Origin of the sequence: Arenimonas metalli CF5-1, assembly GCF_000747155.1 — a bacterium.
GTDB classification, from domain to species: domain Bacteria; phylum Pseudomonadota; class Gammaproteobacteria; order Xanthomonadales; family Xanthomonadaceae; genus Arenimonas; species Arenimonas metalli.
This window is the reverse complement of record NZ_AVCK01000011.1, coordinates 1-22,814: the sequence shown is the minus strand read 5'-3', so window position 1 is coordinate 22,814 and position 22,814 is coordinate 1. Positions and strand designations below refer to the sequence as shown.

The 22,814-nt window shown below is 72.6% G+C and carries 20 protein-coding genes; 2 read left to right on the top strand and 18 right to left on the bottom strand.

What is annotated here, in order from left to right:
* Positions 1-119 precede the first annotated feature (119 nt).
* Entirely contained in the window at positions 120-1,784 is a 1,665-nt protein-coding gene (gene ettA, locus N787_RS03275; RefSeq protein WP_034210781.1) for an energy-dependent translational throttle protein EttA, read from the top strand.
* Between the two features lie 102 nt (positions 1,785-1,886).
* Here the strand turns inward: ettA and N787_RS03270 are convergent, their stop codons facing one another.
* The 16 genes from N787_RS03270 to gspE all read right to left on the bottom strand — a co-directional run bounded on the left by N787_RS03270 (position 1,887) and on the right by gspE (position 16,953).
* Positions 1,887-2,726 (bottom strand): glycosyltransferase, encoded by an 840-nt coding sequence (locus N787_RS03270; protein WP_052575101.1) that lies wholly within the window; start codon positions 2,724-2,726, stop codon positions 1,887-1,889.
* Between the two features lie 62 nt (positions 2,727-2,788).
* Positions 2,789-3,631 (bottom strand): class I SAM-dependent methyltransferase, encoded by an 843-nt coding sequence (locus N787_RS03265; RefSeq protein WP_052575086.1) that lies wholly within the window; start codon positions 3,629-3,631, stop codon positions 2,789-2,791.
* Between the two features lie 9 nt (positions 3,632-3,640).
* Positions 3,641-4,495, bottom strand: a complete 855-nt coding sequence (locus tag N787_RS03260; protein ID WP_034210780.1) for a glycosyltransferase family 2 protein — start codon at positions 4,493-4,495, stop codon at positions 3,641-3,643.
* Positions 4,492-5,685, bottom strand: coding sequence for an ABC transporter ATP-binding protein (locus N787_RS03255; RefSeq protein WP_034210779.1), 1,194 nt, complete (start codon positions 5,683-5,685; stop codon positions 4,492-4,494). Before N787_RS03255 ends, N787_RS03260 begins: the two co-directional genes overlap by 4 nt.
* Positions 5,682-6,452 (bottom strand): ABC transporter permease, encoded by a 771-nt coding sequence (locus N787_RS03250; RefSeq protein WP_034210778.1) that lies wholly within the window; start codon positions 6,450-6,452, stop codon positions 5,682-5,684. The genes N787_RS03255 and N787_RS03250 overlap by 4 nt, the downstream gene beginning before the upstream one ends.
* Before the next feature lie 7 nt (positions 6,453-6,459).
* Positions 6,460-8,646 (bottom strand): type II secretion system secretin GspD, encoded by a 2,187-nt coding sequence (gene gspD / locus N787_RS03245; RefSeq protein ID WP_052575085.1) that lies wholly within the window; start codon positions 8,644-8,646, stop codon positions 6,460-6,462.
* Positions 8,647-8,650: 4 nt separating this feature from the next.
* Entirely contained in the window at positions 8,651-9,430 is a 780-nt protein-coding gene (locus tag N787_RS03240) for a hypothetical protein (protein ID WP_052575084.1), read from the bottom strand.
* On the bottom strand, positions 9,427-10,014 hold the full coding sequence (gene gspM, locus N787_RS03235) for a type II secretion system protein GspM (protein ID WP_034210777.1): 588 nt from the start codon (positions 10,012-10,014) through the stop codon (positions 9,427-9,429). Before gspM ends, N787_RS03240 begins: the two co-directional genes overlap by 4 nt.
* A complete protein-coding gene (locus tag N787_RS03230) occupies positions 10,001-11,125 on the bottom strand; it encodes a PilN domain-containing protein (protein ID WP_052575083.1) in 1,125 nt (374 codons plus the stop codon). Before N787_RS03230 ends, gspM begins: the two co-directional genes overlap by 14 nt.
* Entirely contained in the window at positions 11,125-11,961 is an 837-nt protein-coding gene (locus N787_RS03225; RefSeq protein WP_052575100.1) for a type II secretion system minor pseudopilin, read from the bottom strand. The genes N787_RS03230 and N787_RS03225 overlap by 1 nt, the downstream gene beginning before the upstream one ends.
* A 41-nt stretch (positions 11,962-12,002) precedes the next feature.
* Entirely contained in the window at positions 12,003-12,674 is a 672-nt protein-coding gene (locus N787_RS03220) for a prepilin-type N-terminal cleavage/methylation domain-containing protein (protein ID WP_052575082.1), read from the bottom strand.
* Positions 12,671-13,123 carry a type IV pilus modification PilV family protein gene (locus tag N787_RS03215; RefSeq protein ID WP_034210776.1) on the bottom strand — a complete coding sequence of 151 codons (453 nt, stop codon included), beginning with the start codon at positions 13,121-13,123 and terminating at the stop codon, positions 12,671-12,673. The genes N787_RS03220 and N787_RS03215 overlap by 4 nt, the downstream gene beginning before the upstream one ends.
* Entirely contained in the window at positions 13,120-13,572 is a 453-nt protein-coding gene (xpsH, locus tag N787_RS03210; RefSeq protein WP_034210775.1) for a type II secretion system protein XpsH, read from the bottom strand. Before xpsH ends, N787_RS03215 begins: the two co-directional genes overlap by 4 nt.
* A 22-nt stretch (positions 13,573-13,594) precedes the next feature.
* Positions 13,595-14,011: a type II secretion system major pseudopilin GspG gene (gene gspG / locus N787_RS03205; protein ID WP_245593949.1), complete on the bottom strand. Its 417-nt coding sequence runs from the start codon at positions 14,009-14,011 to the stop codon at positions 13,595-13,597.
* A 13-nt stretch (positions 14,012-14,024) separates the two neighbouring features.
* Positions 14,025-15,236: a type II secretion system F family protein gene (locus tag N787_RS03200; protein WP_034210773.1), complete on the bottom strand. Its 1,212-nt coding sequence runs from the start codon at positions 15,234-15,236 to the stop codon at positions 14,025-14,027.
* A 4-nt stretch (positions 15,237-15,240) separates the two neighbouring features.
* Positions 15,241-16,953, bottom strand: coding sequence for a type II secretion system ATPase GspE (gspE, locus tag N787_RS03195; protein WP_034210772.1), 1,713 nt, complete (start codon positions 16,951-16,953; stop codon positions 15,241-15,243).
* Positions 16,954-17,064: 111 nt separating this feature from the next.
* Between gspE and ahr the strand changes: the two genes are divergently transcribed.
* Positions 17,065-18,081 carry an NADPH-dependent aldehyde reductase Ahr gene (gene ahr, locus N787_RS03190; protein ID WP_034210771.1) on the top strand — a complete coding sequence of 339 codons (1,017 nt, stop codon included), beginning with the start codon at positions 17,065-17,067 and terminating at the stop codon, positions 18,079-18,081.
* A 40-nt stretch (positions 18,082-18,121) separates the two neighbouring features.
* Here ahr and purL read toward each other — a convergent pair whose 3' ends face one another.
* Together purL and N787_RS03180 are read right to left on the bottom strand one after the other, a co-directional pair.
* Positions 18,122-21,976 (bottom strand): phosphoribosylformylglycinamidine synthase, encoded by a 3,855-nt coding sequence (gene purL, locus N787_RS03185; protein WP_034210770.1) that lies wholly within the window; start codon positions 21,974-21,976, stop codon positions 18,122-18,124.
* Positions 21,977-22,058: 82 nt separating this feature from the next.
* On the bottom strand, positions 22,059-22,814 hold a 756-nt coding region (locus N787_RS03180), incomplete at its 5' end, for a thioredoxin fold domain-containing protein (RefSeq protein WP_034210769.1).

The following is a 22,814-nucleotide window of genomic DNA, read 5'->3' as shown; positions in this document are numbered from 1 at the left end:
GCGTTTATACTTGCGGGTCCTCCGAACCCCCGGACCGGCTGCGCGGCTCCCCGCGCGCCCCACCCCTGCCCGGCCGGCGCGCCCCGCGCCGCCGCGGCCTGTGCCAGAGAGAGCGAGCCATGTCGCAGTACATCTACACCATGATCGGCGTCAGCAAGACGGTGCCGCCGAAGCGCCAGATCATCAAGGACATCTCGCTGTCGTTCTACCCGGGCGCGAAGATCGGCCTGCTGGGCCTCAACGGCGCCGGCAAGTCCACCGTGCTGCGGATCATGGCCGGCGTGGACACCGATTTCACCGGCGAGGCCCGCCCGCAGCCCGGCATCAAGGTCGGCTACCTCGAGCAGGAGCCGCGCCTGAACCCCGAGCACACCGTGCGCCAGGCCGTCGAGGAAGGCGTGGGCGACCTGCTGCACGCGCAGGAGCTGCTGGACAAGGTCTACGCCGCCTACGCCGAGGAAGACGCCGACTTCGACAAGCTCGCCGCCGAGCAGCAGCGCCTGGAGGCCATCCTGGCCACCGGCGACGCCGCCACCCTGGAGCTGCAGCTGGAAATCGCCGCCGACGCCCTGCGCCTGCCGCCCTGGGACGCGGTATGCGGCCAGCTGTCGGGCGGTGAGAAGCGCCGCGTCGCGCTCTGCCGCCTGCTGCTGTCCAAGCCCGACATGCTGCTGCTCGACGAACCCACCAACCACCTCGACGCCGAGTCGGTCGAGTGGCTCGAGCAGTTCCTCACCCGCTTCCCGGGCACCGTGGTGGCCGTCACCCACGACCGCTACTTCCTCGACAACGCCGCCGAGTGGATCCTCGAGCTCGACCGCGGCCGCGGCATCCCGTGGAAGGGCAACTACAGCGAGTGGCTGACCCAGAAGACCGAGCGCCTGAAGCAGGAAGAGTCGGCCGAGAAGGGCCGCCAGAAAGCCCTGCAGAAGGAGCTCGAGTGGTCGCGCCAGAACGCCAAGGGCGGCCGCAGCAAGGGCAAGGCCCGCCTGCAGCGCCTGGAAGACCTGCAGTCGGTCGAGTACCAGAAGCGCAACGAGACCAACGAGATCTTCATCCCGCCGGGCGAGCGCCTGGGCGACAAGGTGATCGAGTTCAAGAACGTCTCGAAGAGCTTCGGCGACCGCCTGCTGATCGACGACCTCAACATCACCATCCCGCCGGGCGCCATCGTCGGCATCATCGGCCCGAACGGCGCCGGCAAATCCACCCTGTTCCGCATGATCACGGGCCAGGAAAAGCCGGACAAGGGCGAGGTCAACATCGGCCACACGGTGAAGATCGCCTACGTCGACCAGAGCCGCGACTCGCTGGAAGCCGACAAGAACGTCTGGCAGGCCGTGTCCGGCGGCAGCGACATCATCACGATCGGCAAGGTCGAGATCCAGTCGCGCGCCTACATCGGCCGCTTCAACTTCAAGGGCAGCGACCAGCAGAAGCTCGTCGGCACGCTGTCCGGCGGTGAGCGCGGCCGCCTGCACATGGCCAAGACCCTGCTGCAGGGCGGCAACGTGCTGCTGCTCGACGAGCCGTCCAACGACCTCGACATCGAAACGCTGCGCGCGCTCGAGGATGCCCTGCTCGAGTTCCCGGGCTGCGCCCTGGTCATCTCGCATGACCGCTGGTTCCTGGACCGCATCGCCACGCACATCATCGCCTTCGAAGGCGACTCGCACGTGGAGTTCTACCAGGGCAACTACCGCGAGTACGAGGAAGACAAGAAGCGCCGCCTCGGCGAGGAAGGCGCGAAGCCGCATCGCCTGCGCTACAAGGCGCTCAAGTAACCGGGCGCACGCGCCAGGGCAGACCGGACGGGCCGCGCAAGCGGCCCGCGCCGTTTCAGGGGCCCATCGAATCGCGCTTGCCGCGCGCGGCCCGGATAGCCGTCAGCGACCCCGGCGCGACCGCCACCAGGCCCGCGTGGCCGCCAGCACGAAGTGGCCGCAGACGGCCAGCCACAGCGCCGACTGCAGCCAGCCGGGCGTTTCGGCGGCCTCGAACTTCCGGAAGTAGCGCCACAGGCCGCGGTGCTTGTGCCACTCCACCCACACCGGGTTGCTGCGGCTGGACACCCCGCGGACGTGGGTGACGCGCAGGTCGTTGGCCACCACCACTTCGTAGCCGGCCTCGCGCACGCGGCGGCAAAGGTCGAGGTCCTCGGCGTGCAGGCGGTAGCCCTCGTCGAAGCCGTCCAGGCGCACGAACAGGCCGAGCGGCATCAGCATCAGCGCGCCCGACACCGCGTCCACCGGCTGCACCACCTGCGCCGGATCGTGGCCAAGGTAAAGCGCGTCGCGGCGGCCGAGGCTGGCCACCTGCTCGCGCAGCGAAGGATCGGCCCGGCGCGAGGCCAGGTCCACCTCGCCCTCTTCGCTCACCAGCTCGACGCCCAGCAGGCCGGCCCCCGGCCGCGCGGTGGCGTGCGCCACCAGCCGCGACAGCGTGTCGCGCTCGACATAGGCATCCGGGTTCACGAATGCGACCCAGGGCTGCGAGATCGCCGTCGCGCCCTGGTTGCAGGCGGCGGCGAAGCCGCGGTTGTCGGGATTGCGCACCAGGCCCAGGCGCGCGTCGCGGCGCGCCAGGCGCTCGACGATGGCCGCGGTGTCGTCCGGCGAGGCATTGTCGATCACCACCACGCGCGCCACGTCGCGGCCCGCCAGCAGCCGGAACAGGCAGGCCTCGATGGTGGACGCACTGGCGTAGGTGACCACCACCACGCCGATGTCGCGCGCGCTGAAATCGCGCAACCCGGTGGTACCCAGCGCCGGCCAGTCGCGCGAGGTGTTCACGCGAGAGACTTCAGGCGCTGGATCTCCGCCTCCAGGTGGGCGATGTGGGCCATCGCGCGGCGGTAGTTGGCCACCTCGCGGCGGTATTCCTCGTACACGCCCTCGGCCTGGTCGCCCAGCACCGACAGCGCCGGCAGCGCGTCCAGCGCCGACGCCTCGCGGGCGCAGGCGGCGACGTAGTACATCGGCGCGTTGGTGATGCCGGGGCGGATCGCCTGGCCGTCGAGGCTGGCCAGCTGGGGCGGCGACACGCCGTCGTCCAGCGCCCACACCAGCGAAGTGAACAGCAGCTTCTGGCCGAACAGCCGGCGCGCCGGGAACCGCGCGGCCACCATCGCCTCGAATTCCGGCCGGTAAAGCTCGCGCACGTGGTGCGGGTTTTCGACGCCAGTGAGGTCGGTGTAGGTGTGGCGGTCGGGCGTGGACACCAGCAGCAGGCCGCCGGGCGCCAGCAGGCGCGCGAAGCCGTCGAGCATGCGCTCCTGTTCGTGCACGTGCTCGAGTGTCTCGAAGCTCAGCACGAGGTCGAAGCTGGCGTCGGGCAGGTGGTCGAGCGCGGTCACGTCGGCCTGTTCGAAAGCGACGCCGGGCACGGCCGCATAGCGCGCCCGCGCATGCGCCACCACGTCGGCGCCGAGGTCGATGCCCAGCACCGATGCGCCGGCCGCGGCCATCATCGCGCTGCCGTAGCCCTCGCCGCAGGCGGCGTCGAGCACCCGGCGCCCGGGCGCCAGCGGCCGCGCGAAGGCGTAGCGGTGCCAGTGCTCCTGCGCGATCTCGCGGTCGCGCTCGGGCGTGTAGCGCTCGCCGGTGAATTCGAGGACGGGGACGTCGGTCATGGCCGAATGCTATCCGAACAGGTCCCGCTGCGGGCCCGCGGCCGCCAGCGACTGCAGCCGCTGCTCCAGCGCGATCCGCCGCGGCGCCAGCGGGTCCGCCATGATGAAACGCGCCACGCGCTCGTTGTAATCGGGCCAGCGCGCCAGCAGGCGCGCCAGGTTCTCGCCGCCCGGCGCCAGGTCCAGCGGCGCGAAGGAGGCGCCGCCGTGGTGGACCACGTAGGCGGTGTCGCACAACACGTTGCGCCAGCCCATCGCCGCCGCGCGCAGGCAGAAGTCGTTCTCCTCGCCGTAACCGCGGCCGAAGGTCCGGGCGTCGAAGTCGCCGATCTGGCGCAGCGCCGCGCGCCGCAGGTACATGCAGAAACCCACCGCCGTCGGCAGCTCCGGATAGGTCGGCGCCAGGCCGGCGGCGGCCTCGGCGATGGCGTCGGGGAACTCGGGCGCGGGGTTGTCCTCGCAGAATCGCGGCCAGGAGCAGATCTCGGCGTTGTTCGACCACGGCGTGATCGTGGCGATGCGCGGGTCGCTGGCGGCGCAGCGCACCAGCTGGTCGCGCCAGCCGGTCGTCACCACGGTGTCGGAGTTGAGCAGCACCACGTCGGCCTCGCCGGTTTCGGCGAAGGCGGCGTTGCAGTTCGCCGGGAAACCGAGGTTGTGTTCGCGGCGCACGTAGCGGGCCGCCAGGGCGCTGCGCTCGCACCAGCCGCGCGCCATCGGTTCGATGCGCGGGTCGGTGGAGGCGTCGTCGGCCAGCAGCACCGGGCTGCCGGGCGGCAGCGTGCGGTCGAGCGCGGCCAGGCAGGCATCGAGCGCCTCGAGCGCATTGTGGATCGGCACCACCACGACCGGCACGGCGTTCATGCGCCCTCCCCGCGCCAGGCATGCGGCAGGCGCGCCAGGCCGTATTCACGAGCGGCGCCGGTGACCGTGACTTCGCGATCGACCGTGTCGAACAGCCGCAGCCCCTCGCCATCGAGCGCGCTCGTGCGCAGGCGGTAGCTGCCGGGCAGCAGGGTCAGCGGGTCGAACACGAGGCGGAAGCGGAACCGGCCATTGCCTAGCGCTTGCGCCGGCACCGCGTCCATCTCCGAGCTCACGCCGTAGACGGGCGTGCCGTCGGCGCGAACCCAGCCGTTGAGCATCACCGGCGGCAGGCCGTCGCGGCTGTGGATCACCACGTCCTGCTCCAGCGCGTCGCCCATCGCCACGGCCACCGCGCCGGTGCCGGGCACGCCGTTGATGGCCACCGATTCCACCCGGTACTCGGGCAGGCCGGCCACGGGCGCTTCGACCGCCTGCTCGCCGGCGCGGCGCGCCTCCTGCGCGGCCAGGTAGCGCTGGCTGACCTCGAACACGTCGCCCTGCGCGGCGATCCGCCCGCCCTCGAGCCAGATCGCCCGGCGGCAGAGCTTCTGCACGTGGTAGATGCTGTGCGACACCAGCAGCAGCGTGCCGCCGCCGGCCAGGTACTCGTCGAGCCAGCGGATGCACTTGCGCTGGAAGTTCTCGTCGCCCACCGCCAGCACCTCGTCGGTGATCAGCAGCGCCGGCCGCACCGCGGCGATCACGGCGAAGCCCAGGCGCACCACCATGCCGGACGAGTAATGCTTCACCGGCTCGTCGAGGTAGCGGCCGATGTCGGCGAAGGCCTCGATCTCCGGCAGCTTCTGCGCCAGCGTGGCGGCGTCGATGCCGTGCAGCGCGGCCGCGAGGCGGACGTTGTCGCGGCCGCTGAGCTCGGGGTGGAAGCCGGCGCCAAGCTCGAGCAGCGCGCCGATGCTGCCGCGCGTTTCGACCGTGCCGGCGCTCGGCGTGAGCACGCCGGTGACCAGCTTGAGCAGGGTGGACTTGCCGGCGCCGTTCTCGCCGATGATGGCCAGCGACTGGCCGGGCATCACTTCGAAGCTGATGTCCTGCAGCACCTCGGCGACGCGGCGCGGCCGGCGGCCGCGCAGCACGTCCCAGAGCGCGGCGAGGCGGTCGCCGCGGTGGCCCAGCACCGGGTAGCGCTTGGCCAGGCCGTTCGCCCGCACCAGCGGCCCGGCGCTCACAGGAAATCCTCCAGGTGGCTGCGCGCGCGCCGGAACAGCTCGTTGGCCAGCCACAGCAGCGCCAGCGCCACCGCCAGCGAGCCGCCCAGCGCCAGCCAGTCCGGCGCCTGCCCGGTGAGCGCGCGGCGCACGGCCTCCACCGGCGCGGCCATCGGGTTCAGGCCCAGCCAGAAGGCCGCGGCCGCCGGCAGCAGGCTGCGGTCGTAGAGGATCGGCGTCAGGAAGAAACCGAGCGTCAGCACCTGCCCGGTCACCGCGGCGATGTCGCGCAGGAACACCTGCAGCACCGCCAGCAGCCGCGCCGCCGCCAGCGCAAGCACGCCGATCACCGCCAGCGCGGCCAGCGCCGCCGGCAGCCCGGCCAGCGTGATGCCGACGCCGAAGGCGAGCAGCACGGCCAGCACCAGCGCCAGCCCGGCCAGGTCGACCAGGGCGCAGGCGACCACGCGCACGTCCACGTAGAGCCGGTGCGGCACCGTGACCTTGCCGATCAGCGCCGCGTTGTCGGTGAGCGCGGTGACGCCGCGGTTGGCGGCATTCGCGAACAGGTTCCAGGGCCACATCCCCAGCGCGAGGAAGGCCACGAACGGCAGGTCGCCGGTCTGCGCGCGCGCCGGCAGCAGGTGGCCGAAGACCCAGGCCAGCACCGCCAGCTGCAGCACCGGCAACAGCAGCAGCCAGGCCGTGCCCAGCACGCTGCCGCGGTAGCGCTCCTCGAGCTCGCGGCGCAGCAGCTCGCGGAAGACGGCGGAAACGACCGGGCCCATCACGAACTCAATTGTCGTCGCGCGGCTTGCCCAGCGGCTCCAGGGCGCGGAAGCGCTCGCCGTACTCGTCCGTCAGCTTGCGGGCCTCGGCCGGGTCGCGGATCACCCGCGGCGTGACCAGGATGATCACCTCGGAGCGGTTCGAATCGCGCGTCTTGGTGCCGAACAGGCCGCCGATCACCGGCAGCCGGCTCAGGCCGGGCACGCCGCTGCTGCCGTCGGTGGTGCCCTCGGTGATCAGGCCGGCCAGCATCACGGTCTCGCCGCTCTTGATCGCCGCCTCGGTGATCAGGCTGCGCTTGTTGATCGGCACGTTGCCGGTCGGGTCGTCGGGGCGCGCGGCGCCGGGCGAGCTGACCTCCTGCTCGATCTCCATGAACACGGTGCCGTCGCGGCTGATGCGCGGGGTCACGGTCAGGATCACGCCGGTGTCGAGGTACTGCACCTGGGTGAAGGTGCCGTTGCCCACGCCGGGGTCTCCCGTGATCGGGTTGAAGCTGGTGCTGTTGACCGGGATCTTGGTGCCGACGTCGAGCTTGGCCTCGGCGTTGTTGCGCACCACCACCGAAGGCGTGGACAGCAGGCGCACGTTCGAGACCGAGTCCAGCGCGGTGATGACGGCCGCGGCGTTGCGGCCCAGGAAGGTCCAGCCCACGCCGTCGGCACCGACGGAGCCCGCGATGTCGCCCCAAATGCTGCGGCCCGCCGCGCTCGGCAGGTCGGCGTCCTCGACCGCGTTCTCGAAGAACCAGTTGACGCCGTAGCTGAGTTCGCCCGTGAGCTGCACCTCGACCACCTGCGCCTCGATGTGCACCTGCAGCGGCATGGTGTCGAGCCGCTCGATGGCGCGGCGGATCGATTCCCACTGGCCGGGCGTGGCCCGCACCAGCAGGGCGTTGGATTCCTCGACCGCGCTGATGGAAACATCGGCGTCGCTGCCGAGCGCGATGCCGTCGGCGCCGCCGGAAGCACCGGACGCCCCGGCGCCACCGCCCGCGCTGGCGGCGCGCTCGCCCTCGGCGCGCGCCTTCGGGTCGGCGGCGTCCACCGCCGGCGTGTCGATCGAGCGGATGCGCACCGGCTCCAGGCCCGGCATCACCGACGGCGGGCCGCCGCGGTCGGCGCCAGCGCCGCTGCCGCCCTGGCCACCGAAGACCTGCGACAGCTGGTCGGCCAGGTCCTCGGCCTTCATGTACAGCACTTCGTAGGTGTACAGCCGCGCGCCTTCGCCGCCGCCGGCGTCGAGCCGCTCGATCCACGACTGCGCCTCGCGCAGGTAGCGCGCCTGCGGGGTGATCACCATCACCGCGTTCTGCCCTTCCAGCGGCATGAAGCGGAACATGCCCGAGACCGGGGTGCTGCCGCCCTCGCCGAACACCGCGTTGAGCTCGTCCACCATCTTCGTCGCCTCGGACGACTGCAGCGGGAACACGCCCACCGACATGCCGGCCAGCCAGTCGACGTCGAAGATCTCGATCGTGCGCAGGTAGTTCTGCAGTTCGCCGCGGGTGCCGGCGACGACGATCATGTTGCGCGCGGCGTCCACGTTCACCACCGCGTTCGGGCGGGCGTAGGGTTCGAGCACCTTCTTCATCTCGGCCGCCGAGATGTACTGCAGCGGCACCGCGCGCACCTCGTAGCCGCGCGCGTTGGCGACGCCGCCGGTGCGCGGCGACAGGTTGCCGGCCAGGGCCTGGTCGGCGGGCACCACGTTGTAGCGGCCGTCGGTCCAGATCAGGCGGGCGTTGTTCCAGCCCAGCACCATCTCGAGCAGGCCCAGCGCCTGCGCGGCGTTGACCGGGCGCGGCGTGGCCAGCGTCACCTGGCCCTGCACGCCCGGCGCGATGACGTAGTTCTGCTGCAGCAGGTCGCCGAGGATGGCCTTGACCACCGCATGCACCGACTCGCCCTCGAAGTTGAAGGTGGCCTCGCCGGTCGATTCGATCGCCGGCGGGGGCGAGGACGCGACGCGCTGGTTGATGACCTGGCCGGTGCCGGGGGTGATGATCGCGCCGCTGGTGGCCTGGGCACCGGCCGCCGCGGCGGCGTCAGGCGCGGCCTCGGCCTGCGCGGGAGCATTGGCCAGCGGGTCGGCGCCGCGCTGGATGACCGGCCCGCCGGCGGTGGCGCAGCCAGTGAGGAAAACGATCAGGGCGAGGCCGAGGGCGGGGGCCAGGGACGGGGTGTTCTTCATCGGGTCACTCTACCTGTTTGGTCCCGTCCTGCGCCGCCTGCTCGGCGGCGGCTTCGGCGGCGCGCTGGGCGCGACGGGCTTCGATGCGTCGGCGGATGGCTTCCACCTGCTGTTCCGGCGTCACCGGTGCGGTCTGCGCGGGCTCGGCGACCGGGGCGGGACCCGGCGCCGCGGCGGCGGCCCCGCCGGGAGCGGCGGCGACCGGGGCGGGCGCGCCGGACGCCGGCGGCGGCGTCGCGACGGGCGGCCGCCCGGGCACCACGGGCGCAGCGACCTGGGTGACGGGTTCGCCACCGACGCCGCTGAACACGCGCAGCGCCATCTCGCGGCGACCCTCGGGACCTTCGAACACGGCGCGGCGCGGTTCGATCTCGACCAGGCGCCAGGACGTGCCCTCGACCAGTTCGCCCAGGCGCACGCGGCGGCTGGCGTTGTTCTCGCGCGACTGCAGGATCGCCAGCTTGACGTCGCCGGCGATCAGGATGCTGGTGAGCTCGGCGTCCAGCGGCGCCTCGCCGGCGCCCTCGCCGGTCTCGATCGCCGGCGGGCGCCGCTCGGGGTTGAGCAGCGGGCGGTTGCCCACCTCCAGGTAATCGGGCGCGGGGCCAAGCCGCGAACCCACCGCTTCAAGGCGCACCTGCGGCACCGGCGGCGCCAGCGCGGCGTTGCCCGGATGCAGGCCGACGCGGCCACCGAGTCCCGCCACGGCCAGCAGCAGCAGGCCGACGGCCCAGGCCGCCACCGCCGCCAGCACCGCGCCGGCCGGGCGAAGGCGCGCGATCACGGCGCACCCCCGGCGGGCGTGGTCAGGTAACCGTAAAGATCGAAGCTCACGTCGATGCCGCCGCCTTCCGGACCCGCAGCCAGATAGCTGCGGCGCGACAGCAGGTCGAGGTTGTCGACGAACAGCTGCGGGCTGCCGCTCTCGAGCGCGTGCAGCACGGCGCCCAGCTCGGCCATGCCGCAGCGCAGGCGCACCTGCACGGTGGCGCGCACGAAGGGCTCCTCGACGCGCGACTCGGTCGGCGTGCGCGCGGTGATCTGGCAGCGGCCGGGCTGCGGGCTGGCCTCGGCGATCACCGCCTCGAGCCGCTGCACGAGCGCGGCGGTGGCCAGCTGGCGGTTGGTCTCGGGCAGGAAGCCCGGGTTGCCCTGCTCGAACTCGCGCACGCGCGCCAGCTCGCTCTCGAGCACCGGGCGCTGGGCGATTTCCTCGCGCAGCGCCAGCTCCTGGTCGCGCAGTTCGGCGATCTCGTCGCCCATCGCGAGCATCGGCGCCGTCCACCACCAGTGCAGCAGCAGGAAATAGGCGAGCACCGCGGCCAGCGCGGCGCCGCCCAGCAGCTTCAGGCGCTCAGCGGCCGGCATCGTCGCCCTCCTCGCCGGCAGTGGCGTTCACCACGCGCGCGGTCAGGGTGAAACGGTCGCGGCCGGTGCGCGGATCCGACTGCACCACGCCCGACAGCGCGGGGTCGGTGACCAGCGGCGACGCCTGCAGCAGCGCCACCAGCGCGGGCGCGGCGCGGCTCTGGCCGACCATCACCAGCTGGTCGCCGGTGATCGCGAGCTTGTCGAGCGAGGTGTCGTCGGGAATGCGCTTGGTCAGCTCGTCCATCACTTCGAGCATGGTCGGGCGGCTGGCGCGGGTAGCGGCCAGGAAGTTCGCGGCCTGCGCCGACGACACCAGCTGGTTGCGCAGCAGGCGCGCCTCGCGGGCCTGGTCGTTGGCGGTGGCGACCAGGGCGCGCAGTTCGTCGCGGCGCTCGCTGCGGTTGTGCAGGGTGAGCAGCAGCGTGCCGAACAGGCCCACCACGGCCACCGCGGCCAAGGCGAGATGCAGGCGGCGCACGGGATCGCGGCCCCGCGCGCGGGCGGCGTCGGGCAGGAGGTTCAGGCCGAGGCGGCGGCCATCGGCCTCGACCACGTCGACGCCGGCCAGGCCCTGCGCCAGCGGGCCGATCGCGGCGAGCTCGTCGTCGAGCCGGGCGCGCGGCAGCACCAGCAGCTCGACCCGCAGCTGCTGCGCGGCCAGGTCGCGCGACAGCACGCGGCCCTCGAAGCTGACCTGGTCGGCGGAGAACGGCGTCTGCCGGTCGAGCTCGAAGGCCAGCACTTCGCGCAGGCGCGGCTCGGCGGCGGCCGGCAGGGTGAGCACGCGGCGAAGCACGCCGGCGGCGGGCAGCAGCAGCCAGCGCGGGGTGCCGCTGGCGTCGGCGCGCGCGCGGAGTTCGTCCAGCAGCGGCGTCTCGAGCGGCACCTCGCCCAGCCGGGTGTCGCCGCGGTGGCCGGCGGCCAGCAGGGAGAGTTCGTCGCCGTGGCGCGACAGGCACAGGTGCCGCGCTTCGTCGGCGATCCGGTCGCGCCAGGACGCCGGCAATGTCGACAGCACGGCCTCGCGCAGCCGGGCCGGGAGCGTGCTCCGCGCCAGCCGCAACTTGAGGGGATCGATGAGGGTGGACAGGCGATCGGCGGCGGGCATCAGTAAGGTTCTCCCGTCCGCCAGGCCAGCGGGGCATACAGTTGTCCGAAGCCCGACCCCGCGCCCATTCGGAGCGTGGCGTGGACCTCGACGAGGGTGCCGTCCGGACGGGTGGCGCGGCTGGCCACACTATACGTTCCCGACCCCGCCACCGCGAGGGTGCTGCCGTCGGGCAGGCGCGGCAGCGGCAGGCCCGGGCGCCAGGCCTGGCGCAGGGCCAGCAGTTCGGCTGCCTGGGCCGGCGTCAGGCCCATCGCCTGCAGCACCGGCAGCTGCGCGAAGCCCGGCTCGGGCCGCGGCATCGCGGTGTGGATGGTGACGTGCGGCACCAGCAGCCGGTAGGTCGCGGTGTCCATGCCGAGCAGCTGCTGGAGTTCGCCCAGCGTGGTGAAGGGCTGGTCCTTGGCGCCGTACTCGAGGCCGGCGGCGGCGTAGTCGCGGTCCTCGGCGCCGCCGGACACCGCCAGCAGGCTGTCGGCATCACGCCAGTCCTGGATCACGCCGGCCAGCCGCTCGGCGCGCGCGGGCTCGACGCCCAGCCAGCCCATCAGCGCCGCCAGCTGGGCGGCGTCGGTGGCGTTGAGGTCCATCTTGGCGGCCTCGTCCTGCACCAGCACTTCGACCTGGTGGTCGTCGAAGCTGAAGCGCTGCGGACGCCCGTCCGGCACCCAGCGCGCGGCCGGATCGGGCTCGACGAGGCGCATCGCCGCCAATTCGATGCCGGCTTCGGCGGCGAGGCGCGCGGCCGCGTTCTGGCGCAGGGCGCTGCCCTGCAGGGCCTCGGTGCGGGTACCGAGCGCGAACACCGCGATCAGCCCCGCCATCAGCAGCAGCATCCACAGCACCAGCAGCAGCGCGGCGCCCCGGCTGGCGCGGCTCACTGCGTGTCCCCGGGCTGCGGGTAGCCATCGATCGGCGCGCCGCCCCAGCCGGCCACCAGCGACGCAGCCTGGCGCGGCGCCGCGACGAGGGCCGGGAAGCTCGCGCGCTCGTCGGCCATGCGCAGCTCCAGCCGCACCAGGCGCGGCATCGTCTGCGGCGCGTCCCAGCGCGGCGTCCAGGCGCCGGGCTTGCCGTTGTCGTCGAGCGTGCGGAAGGCGAAGCCACCGTCGGCGATGCCGTCGAGCAGCACTTCCGGCTCGCGCTCGTTCTCCAGCGGGCCGTCGGGCGTGAGCTGCTGGTGCTGGAATTCGAGCCGCAGCCCGCGGCCCTCGCGCACGAGCCGGAAGGTCTGCAGGTGCGGGCCGCCGCGCGAGAGGTAGCCCGGCATCGGCGCCACGAGCCTGAGTTCGTCCTCCGCGGCTTCGAAGAAGACCGGCGTGCCGGTGCCGTCGTCGGGCTCGATCGGCAGCGGCAGCGCGTCCTCGACCTGGCGCCGCACGAAGGCCTGCACCGCGCGCAGGCGCTCGTTGCGCTGCGCCAGGTCCTCGGCGCGGCTGGTGGCGACGGTGGCGTTGCGCAGCGTGGCGAAAGCCAGCCCGATGCCGACGGCCAGCAGCGTGGTGGCCAGCAGCACTTCGATCAGGCTGAAGCCGCGCGCACGGATCATGGCGAGCCCCCCGGCGGCGACGGGTAGCGCGCGCGCAGCGTGCTGAAGCGCAGGGTGCGCGGCACGTCGTCCTCGCCCCAGCTCACGTCGAGCTGGACGCGGTAGAGCACCGGCGCGCCGGCGGGCTGCAGGCCCACCGTCTCCAGCGGCGCGAAGCCCTCGGCCGATTCGGTGCGCGGCGCCGGATCCTCGGCCTCGGTGATCTCCAGGTCCCAGCGGTAGCGGCCGCGGTCGAACTCGCCCTGCTCGCGGCCGGGCTCGATCGGTTCGAGCACGCCCACCTGCTCGAGCAGCGACTGTGCGTGCAGGGTCGCCTCGGTGGCGTCGCCGGCGGTGCGCACCTGGGCCAGCCCGCCGCTGAGGATGGCGACCAGGATGCCCAATCCCACCGACATCAGCGCGAAGGCGAGGATGATCTCGAGCAGGGTGAAGCCGCGCTGGCGCCTCATGGCTCGCCCTCGCCGCGGCGCAGCCGCACCTCGCCGGTGAGCCAGGCCACGTCCACGCGCCAGGCCGCCTCGCCGTTGCGCAGCACCAGCCGGCCACCGGTGGCCGCGCCCTCGGGGAAGAAACGGATCGCGACGACCTGCGGCGTTTCCAGCTCCTCGCGGGCGCCGGTGACTTCGAGCGCGATGTCGGCGGGCAGTTCGCCGCTGCGCTCGCCGGCGCCCTGCCAGCGCTTCTCGCCGACATCGATGCGGAACACCTGCTCGCGGCCGGTGGCGATCGCCTGGGCGCGGGTGAAGCGAAGCTCCGCGGCCAGCTCCTTCGCGGCGCCGCGCAGCTGCTGGCCCGGCAGGCCGCTGCCGATGGCGCCCAGGCCGAGCGCGGCCAGGGCGGCGATGAGCACCATCACCACCACCAGCTCCACCAGCGAGAAACCGCGCGGGCGCATCATCGGCGGCGCCAGGGGCCGGCGCTCAGGGCCGGCGGATGTCCTGGTTGACGCTCTCGCCGCCGGCCTGGGCATCGGCGCCGAGGCTCACCAGCTCGAACGGGCCGTTGGCGCCCGGGCGCTTGAACTCGATCGGCGTGCCCCAGGGATCGTTCAGCTCCTCGGCGCGCGCATACGGGCCGAGCCAGTTGGTGGCGCCGGTGGAGGTGACCAGCTGGTCGAGCGACTCGGGCAGCTTGCCGGTGTCCATGCGGAACTGGTCGATCTTGCCGGCCAGCGTCACCAGCTGGGTCTCGGCGATGCGCACGTTGGCGCGGTCCTGGCCGCCCATGACGCGGCTGGCGATCAGCGCGAGCACCGAGCCGATCAGGACGATCACGATCATCAGCTCGATCAGGCTCATGCCGCGGGCGTGTCGGGGGGAAGCGGGTTGGCGTCGCATCGTCGTTTCCTGGTCAGATGGAATTGGTGAGGTCGTAGATCGGCAGCAGCACCGACAGCATGACGGCGCCGACCACGAGGGTCATCAGCACCGTCAGCGCCGGCACCAGCGCGGCCAGCAGGCGGTCGAGCGCGTTGGCGGTCTCCTGGTCGAAGGTGTCGGCGGCCTTGAGCAGCATCGCATCGAGTTCGCCCGACTCCTCGCCGACCTGGATCATGTGCACGGCCAGGCGCGGGAACACCTTCTGGCGGCCCAGCGCGTAGCCCAGGCCGCTGCCGGTCTTCACGTCTTCGGCCGCGGCTTCCACGGCCTCGGCCAGCACCCGGTTCGACAGCACCGGGCGCGAGAGGTTCAGCGCGCCCAGCAGCGGCACGCCGTTGCGCACGAGCGTGCCCAGCGTGCGCGCCAGCCGCGCGGTATCGAGCTTGGCGATGAGGTCGCCGGGGAACTTGTGGCGCAGCACGCGCGCGTCGATGGCGCGGCGCACGGCCGGGTCGCCGAACTTCATCGCGCCCCAGCCCGCCGCGCCGAGCACGACCAGCAGCAGGGCCCACCACCACGCGCGGATGAACAGGCTGGTCTTGAGCACGGCCAGCGAGTACCAGGGCAGGTCGGCGTTCATGCTTTCGAACAGCGCCTGGAACTGCGGCACCACGAAGGCCATCAGGAAGGTGATGGAGGCGAACACCAGCACCGTGAGGATGACCGGGTAGATCATCGCGTTGAGCACGCGCGCGCGCAGCGCGGCGCTGCGCTCGAGGTAGTCGGCCAGGCGGCGCAGGCTTTCGTGCAGGTTGCCGCCTGCCTCGCCGGCGCGCACCAGGTTCACGTACAGGCGCGAGAAGATGCCGTGCTGCTGCTCGAGCGCGGTGGACAGCGGCGCACCGCCGCGCACCGCCTCGCGCACGCGCTCGACCACGCGGCGCGCCTCGGGCGAATCGGGAAGCTCGAGCAGGATGCCCAGCGCGCGGTCCAGGGGCTGGCCGGCGCCGAGCAGCGTCGCCAGCTGCTGGGTGAACTGCAGCACCTGCGGCTCGCCGAATTCCTTGCGCGTGAACAGCGTGCCCAGGCCTTCGCCACCGGCCGCGTCGGCGCGGCGCGCCTCCACCGGCAGGTGGCCCTGGTCCTGCAGCCGGGTGATGACCTCCTCGGCGCTGGCCGCCTCCATCTGGCCGTCGAGCGACTCGCCGGCGGCCGACAGGGCCTTGTAGCGGAACAGCGCCATCGCCCTAGCCTTCCTGGGTGACGCGCAGGACTTCCTCGATGGTGGTCAGGCCCTGCATCGCCTTGACCAGGCCGTCCTCGTACATGGTGCGCATGCCGCGCTCGCGCGCCGCGTCCTCGAGTTCGCCCATGCCGGCGTGCTTCATCACCAGCCGGCGCAGGGTGTCGTCCATCACCAGGAATTCCATGATGGTGGTGCGGCCGAGGTAGCCGGTGGGCGTCAGCGCCGACGGCTTCGGGCGGTAGAGGTAGATCGTGCCCTCGGGCTGGAAGCGGCGCAGGCCGAACTCCTCCACGACTTCCGGCAGCGCCTCGTACTTCTCGGCGTGCGTGGGTTCGATCCGGCGCACCAGGCGCTGCGCGAGGATGCCGTTCACGGTGGACGTGAGCAGGTAGTCCTCGACGCCCATGTCCATCATGCGGGTGATGCCGCCGGCGGCGTTGTTGGTGTGCAGCGTGCTCAGCACCAGGTGGCCGGTGAGCGCGGACTGGATGGCGATGCGCGAGGTTTCCAGGTCGCGCATTTCGCCGATCATGATGATGTCGGGGTCCTGGCGGACGATGCTGCGCAGCGCGTGGGCGAAGTCGAGGCCGATCTGCGGCTTGGCCTGGATCTGGTTGATGCCCTCGATCTGGTATTCGACCGGGTCCTCGACGGTGATGATCTTCACGTCGGGCGTGTTGAGCTGGCTCAGCGCGGCATAGAGCGTGGTGGTCTTGCCCGAGCCGGTGGGGCCGGTGACCAGCAGGATGCCGTGCGGCTGCTCGAGCACCTTCATGAACTGGCCGAGGAATTCGTCGGTGAAGCCCAGCGCCTTGAAATCGAGCACGACCGACTCGCGGTCGAGCAGTCGCATCACCACGCTTTCGCCATGCGCGGTGGGCACGGTGCTCACGCGCAGGTCCAGCTCCTTGCCCTGCACGCGCACCATGATGCGGCCGTCCTGCGGCAGCCGGCGCTCGGCGATGTTGAGCTTGGCCATGATCTTGATGCGCGAGATCACCGCGGCGGTGAGGTTGGCCGGCGGCGATTCGGATTCCTCGAGCACGCCGTCGACGCGGTAGCGCACCTTCAGGCGGTTCTCGAAGGGCTCGATGTGGATGTCGGACGCGCGCAGCTCGACCGCGCGCTGGATCACCAGGTTGACGAGCCGGATCACGGGCGCTTCGGAAGCGAGGTCGCGCAGCTGCTCGACGTCGGCCTCGTCACCGCCGGACTCATCGCCGAGGTTCTCGACGATCGTGCCCATGGCCGAGCGGCCGGTGCCGTAGTAGCGCTCGACCAGGTCGGCGATCTCGGCGCGCAGGCCGACCTTCACGCGCACCGCGCGGCCGGTGGCGAGCGCCACGGCTTCGGCGGCGTAGGGGTCCTGCGGGTCGGCGACCAGCAGCTCGACGTAGTCCTCGCCCTCGCCCACCGGGCACACCGACAGCTGCTTGAGGAAGCGCAGCGACAGCGTCACGCCCGGCGGCGGCGCATCGGGGCAATCCTTGGCGGCCAGCAGCGGCAGGCCCATCACTTCGGCGGCGGCCTCGGCCATGTCGCGCTCGGACACCATGCCCAGCCGCACCAGCAGCGCGGCCAGCGAACCGCCGGCCTCGGCCTGCAGGCGCTGGGCGCGGGCGAGGTCGGCTTCCTTCAGCCGGCCGCGCGCGGACAGGGCCGCGGCGATGCGGCTGTCGGCGGTGTCCGTCGTTTCGTTGATGACCGATGCCACGACGCCTCCAGGCAGGATTGCCCCCGGAATTTAGCAGGTCGGGGCGCCCCGGCGCGCCCCTCACGCCGGCCGGCGTATCGTGGACGACCCTGTCCACCCCGAGGATCCGCCATGACCCTGATCCGTGCCTGGGCCGCGCCCACCGCCGGCGCCCCGCTGCAGCCCTTCGAGTACGACCCCGGCCCGCTCGGGCCCGAGGACGTCGAGATCGCCGTGGAGCACTGCGGCATCTGCCACTCCGACCTGTCCCTGCTCGACAACGCCTGGGGCTTCACCCAGTACCCGTTCGTGCCCGGCCACGAGGCCGTGGGCCGCGTGGTGGCGATGGGCCCGCAGGCGAAGGGCGTGGCGATCGGCCAGCGCGTCGGCCTTGGCTGGAACGCCCGCAGCTGCCTGCACTGCCCGCAGTGCCTGGCCGGGCGCCACAACCTGTGCGTGTCGGTGCAGCCGACCCTGGCCGGGCGGCACGGCGCCTTCGCCGACCGCGTGCGCGCCCATTGGGTCTGGGTGATGCCGCTGCCGGCCGGGCTGGACCCGCGCGAGGCCGGCCCGCTGCTGTGCGGCGGCATCACGGTCTTCGCGCCGCTGCACGAACTGAAGATCGCGCCGACGGCGCGGGTCGGCGTGGTCGGCATCGGCGGGCTGGGCCACCTGGCGCTGAAGTTCTGCAAGGCCTGGGGCTGCGAGGTCACGGCCTTCACCACCAGCGCCTCCAAGGCCGAGGAAGCGCGCGCGTTCGGCGCGCACCGGGTGGTGTCCACCGGCGATGCCGACGCGCTGGCGAAGCTGGCCGGCCAGTTCGATCTGATCATCGACACCGTGAACGCGTCGCTGGACTGGAACGGCCTGCTGGCGGCGCTGGCCCCCGAGGGGCGGCTGCATGTGGTCGGTGCCGTGCTGGAGCCGATCCCGGTGCCGGCGTTCTCGCTGATCATGGGACAGAAATCGGTGTCGGGCTCGCCCACCGGCTCGCGCGCGGCGATCGACACGATGCTTCGCTTCGCCGACCGGCACGGCGTGCTGCCCAAGACCGAGCACTTCCCGATGAGCCGCGTGAACGAAGCGCTCGACCACCTGCGCGCCGGCAAGGCGCGCTACCGGATCGTGCTGGACGCGGACTTCAGCTGACCGCGGCACGGGGTGCGCGCAAGGCGCACCCCGTGCCGGCTCAGGCCACCCAGGCCCGGGCGTTGCGGAAGATCCGCATCCACGGCGAATCCTCGCCCCAGCCGGCCGGATGCCAGCTCATCTGCAGGCTGCGGAACACGCGCTCGGGGTGCGGCATCATCAGGGTGGCGCGGCCGTCGCGGCTGGTCAGGCCGGTGATGCCGGCGGGCGAGCCGTTCGGGTTGGCCGGGTAGGCTTCGGTCGGCTGGCCATGGCCATCGACGAAGCGCAGCGCGACCTGGGCCAGGCCGGCGTGCTCCGGCGCGTCGAAGCGCGCCTGGCCTTCGCCGTGCGCCACCACCACCGGGATCCGCGAGCCGGCCATGCCGGCGAACAGGATCGAGGGCGAGTCCTGCACCTCGACCTGGGCCAGGCGGGCTTCGTACTGCTCGCTGCGGTTGCGCAGGAAGCGCGGCCAGTGCTCGGCGCCGGGCACCAGGCCCTTGAGCTGCGCCAGCATCTGGCAGCCGTTGCAGACGCCGAGGCTGAAGCTGTCGCTGCGCTCGAAGAAGCGCGCGAACTGCTCGCGCAGGTCCGGCCGCTCGAGGATGGACGTGGCCCAGCCGCGGCCCGCGCCCAGCACGTCGCCGTAGCTGAAGCCACCGCAGGCCGCCAGGCCCTTGAAGCCGTCCAGCCGCACGCGGCCAGCGATGAGGTCGGACATGTGCACGTCCACCGCGGTGAAGCCGGCGCGGTCGAAGGCCGCCGCCATTTCCACCTGGCCGTTGACGCCCTGCTCGCGCAGGATCGCGATGCGCGGGCGCACGCCGGCGTGGATCCACGGCGCGGCGACATCCTCGGACGGATCGAAGGACAGCTTCGGCGACAGGCCGGGATCGGCGAAGTCGAGCCGCGCCTCGCGCTCGGCATCGGCGCCGGCGGGGTCGTCGCGCATCGCCTGGATGGCGTGCGTCACCGACCACCAGGCGCCGAACAGTTCCTGCCAGCCCCACTCGGCCAGCACCTGCGCGCCGTCGCTGACGCGCACCACCGGCGCCGTGGTCGGGCGGCCGATGCGCTGCGCGCAGTGCGTGAGCTGGTGGCGGTTGACGAGGTCGGCGAAGGCCACGCGGTCCTCCGCGGCAACCTGCACCACCGCACCCAGCTCTTCGTTGAACAGCGTGGTGAAGGGATCCTCGCCCCAGCCCTCGAGGTTGATCTCGAGGCCGCAGTGGCCGGCGAAGGCCATCTCGCACAGGGCGGCGAAGGCGCCGCCGTCGGAGCGGTCGTGGTAGGCCAGCAGCAGGCCGTCGGCACGCGCCGCCTGCACCAGCGCGAAGAAATCGCGCAGGCGCTCGGGCTCGTCGAGGTCGGGGCTGGCGCCGCCGAAGGCCGCGTGCACCTGGCCAAGGATCGAACCGCCCATGCGCCGGGCGCCGGCGCCCAGGCCGATCAGCCAGAGCTCCGAATCAATGCTGCGGTCGAGCACCGGCACCAACGTCTGGCCGGCGTCGGCGACGCGCGCGAACGCGGTGACCACCAGCGACACCGGCGACACCGACTTCTGCGGGCCTTCCGGCGCCTGCCACTGGGCCTGCATGGACAGCGAGTCCTTGCCGACCGGGATGGCGATGTCGAGTTCCGGGCACAGCTCCATGCCCACGGCCTTCACCGCGTCGAACAGCAGCGCGTCCTCGCCCGGGAACGAGGCGGCCGCCATCCAGTTGGCCGACAGCTTCACTTCCGACAGCGAGGCGACGCCGGCAGCGGCCAGGTTGGTGATGGCTTCGCCGACGGCCATGCGCGCCGAGGCGGCGGCGTCGATCAGGGCCAGCGGCGTGCGCTCGCCGATCGCCATCGCTTCGCCGGCGGCGGTATTGAAGCCGGTCAGCGTGACCGCGACGTCGGCCAGTGGCAGCTGCCAGGGGCCGACCATCTGGTCGCGCGCGCACAGGCCGCCGACGCTGCGGTCGCCGATGGTGACCAGGAAGTTCTTGGACGCGACCGTGGGGTGCGACATCACGCGCAGGCCGGCTTCGCGCAGCTCGAGCTTGCCGACGTCCAGGCGCGGCCAGCGCGGCGCGGGCACCCGCTGGGTGTCGCGGTGCATGCGCGGCGAATTGCCGAACAGCACGTCCATCGGCAGGTCGATCGGCAGGCTGCCGTCGGGCGCCTTCAGCACCAGCCGCTCCTCGGCGGTGGCGAAGCCGACCACGGCGAACACGGCGCGCTCGCGCCGGCAGATCGCCTCGAAGTCGGCGATGCGGTCGGCGGCGACGCCGAGCACGTAGCGTTCCTGCGCCTCGTTCGACCACAGCTGCATCGGCGACAGGGAGGGGTCGTCGCTGGGGATCCTGGCCATCTCGATCACGCCGCCGACGTTGGAGTCGTGCAGCAGCTCGGGGATGGCGTTGGACAGGCCGCCCGCGCCGACGTCGTGCGCGGTCAGGATGGGGTTGCGCTCGCCCTGCGCGAAGCAGCGGTCGATCACTTCCTGGCAGCGGCGCTGCATCTCGGGGTTCTCGCGCTGCACCGAGGCGAAGTCGAGGTCTTCCGAGCTCTGGCCGGCGTCCACCGACGAGGCGGCGCCGCCGCCCAGGCCGATCAGCATCGCCGGGCCGCCCAGCACCACCACGGCGTCGCCGGGGCGCAGGTCGAGCTTCTTCACCTGGCTGCGGTCGATCGCGCCGAGGCCGCCGGCCAGCATGATCGGCTTGTCGTAGGCGCGGGTCAGGCCCGGCTGGTCGGTGGGCTGCTCGAAGCTGCGGAAATAGCCGGCCAGCGCGGGGCGACCGAACTCGTTGTTGAACGCGGCGGCGCCGATCGGGCCCTCGGTCATGATCTCGAGGGCGGTGGCCATGCGCGGGTTCAGCGGGCGCTCGGCTTCCCACGGACGCGGCAGCGACGGGATGCGCAGGTGCGAGACCGAGAAGCCGGTGAGGCCGGCCTTGGGCTTGCCGCCGCGGCCGGTGGCGCCCTCGTCGCGGATCTCGCCGCCGGCGCCGGTGGCCGCGCCCGGGAAGGGCGAGATCGCGGTGGGATGGTTGTGGGTCTCGACCTTGATGCAGAAGGCGGAATCCACCGGCGCGCCGTGGCCGTACTCGGCGCTGCCGGGGTCGGCGCGGAAGCGCGCGGCCGGATGGCCCTCGACCACCGCGGCGTTGTCCTTGTACGCGGTCAGCGTGAGCTGCGGCGACTTCGCGTGCGTGTTCTTGATCATGCGGAACAGCGAGAGCGGCTGCGGCTCGCCGTCGATGGTCCAGTCGGCGTTGAAGATCTTGTGGCGGCAGTGCTCGGAGTTCGCCTGCGCGAACATCATCAGCTCGGCGTCGGACGGATCGCGGCCGAGTTCGGCGTAGCGGGCCTGCAGGTACTCGATCTCGTCCGGCGACAGCGCCAGGCCCAGGCGCAGGTTGGCCTCGGCCAGGGTGGCGGCGGGGATGCGCTCCAGCGCGCCCGGGGCCAGTTGCACGAACAGCTTCGCGGCGTCCTCGCGCGCGGCCAGCAGCGACTGCGTCATCGGATCGTGCAGCGCACGCGCCAGCTTCGGCCAGCGCGGGTCGCCGGCGGGCGGCAGGCCGGCGAGGTCCAGGCGCAGGCCGCGCTCCACGCGCTTCACGGCCAGGCCGGCACCCTGCACGATCTCGGTGGCCTTGCTCGACCAGGGCGACAGCGTGCCCAGGCGCGGCACCACGAAGCGGGACTGGGCGCCGTCGGCAAGCGGCTCGCTGCCCGTGCAGCCCTCGAGGATGCGGCCGAGCGCCGCCAGGTCCGGCGAGGCGCCGGATTCAGGCTCGACAAAGTAGGCATGCCAGGCCCCGGTGACCCGGAGGCCGTCGACGATCTGCTGCAGGCGGTTCTGGAGACGGTCGCGCCGGAAGGGCGACAGGGCCGGCAGGCCCTCTAGGACGATCATGTCCGCACAATTCCGTGGGAAACGAGCGCCGTATTGTAGAGCAAGACCGGGCCCGCGGCCCGGTCGGGTCGCTCCGCCGGGCTCAGCCCGCGGGCTTGGCCGGCTTGGCGGCCTTGGCGGCGAGGTCGTTCAGGCGGGACAGCATGGCCTCGGGCTCCAGGTAACCGCCCAGTTGCACGCCGTCGGGGGTGTAGATGGCCGGGGTGCCGTCCAGGCCCATGCGGCGGCCCAGGTCGTAGTCCATGGTCACCGGGTTGGTGCAGTTGGCCTTGGGCAGGATCTTGCCGGCCTTGGCTTCCGTCAGGGCCCGGTTGCGGTCCGGGGAGCACCAGACGGCCACGGCCTGCTCGAAGGACTCCGAGCCGATGCCGCCGCGGGGGTAGAACAGGTACTCGATGGTGATGCCGAGCTTGTTGTAGTCGGCCATCTGCTCGTGCAGGCGGCGGCAGTAGCCGCAGTCGATGTCGGTGAACACCGTGACCACGTGCTTGGGCTCGGCCGCGGCGAAGACGATGCGGCGGTCAGTGCCGATGGTGGCCAGCAGGTCCTTGCGGATCACCGCCTCGCTGGCGCCGGTCAGGCTCTCGCGCGCGGCGATGTCGAATAGGGTGCCCTGGATCAGGTACTTGCCGTCGTTGGAGACGTAGATGACGCGGCCCTCGAGCACCACCTCCTGGTAGCCCGCGATCGGCGAGGCGGCGATCGTGCCGATCTCGGCGCCGGGCGCCAGCGCCTCGAGCGCGGCCCGGACCTTGGCTTCGGTGCCGGCCGGGGCCGTTGCGGCGGTGGCCGCGGCGGCGGCGGGCGCGGCGGCGGGCGCCCCGGCAGGCTGCGGCTC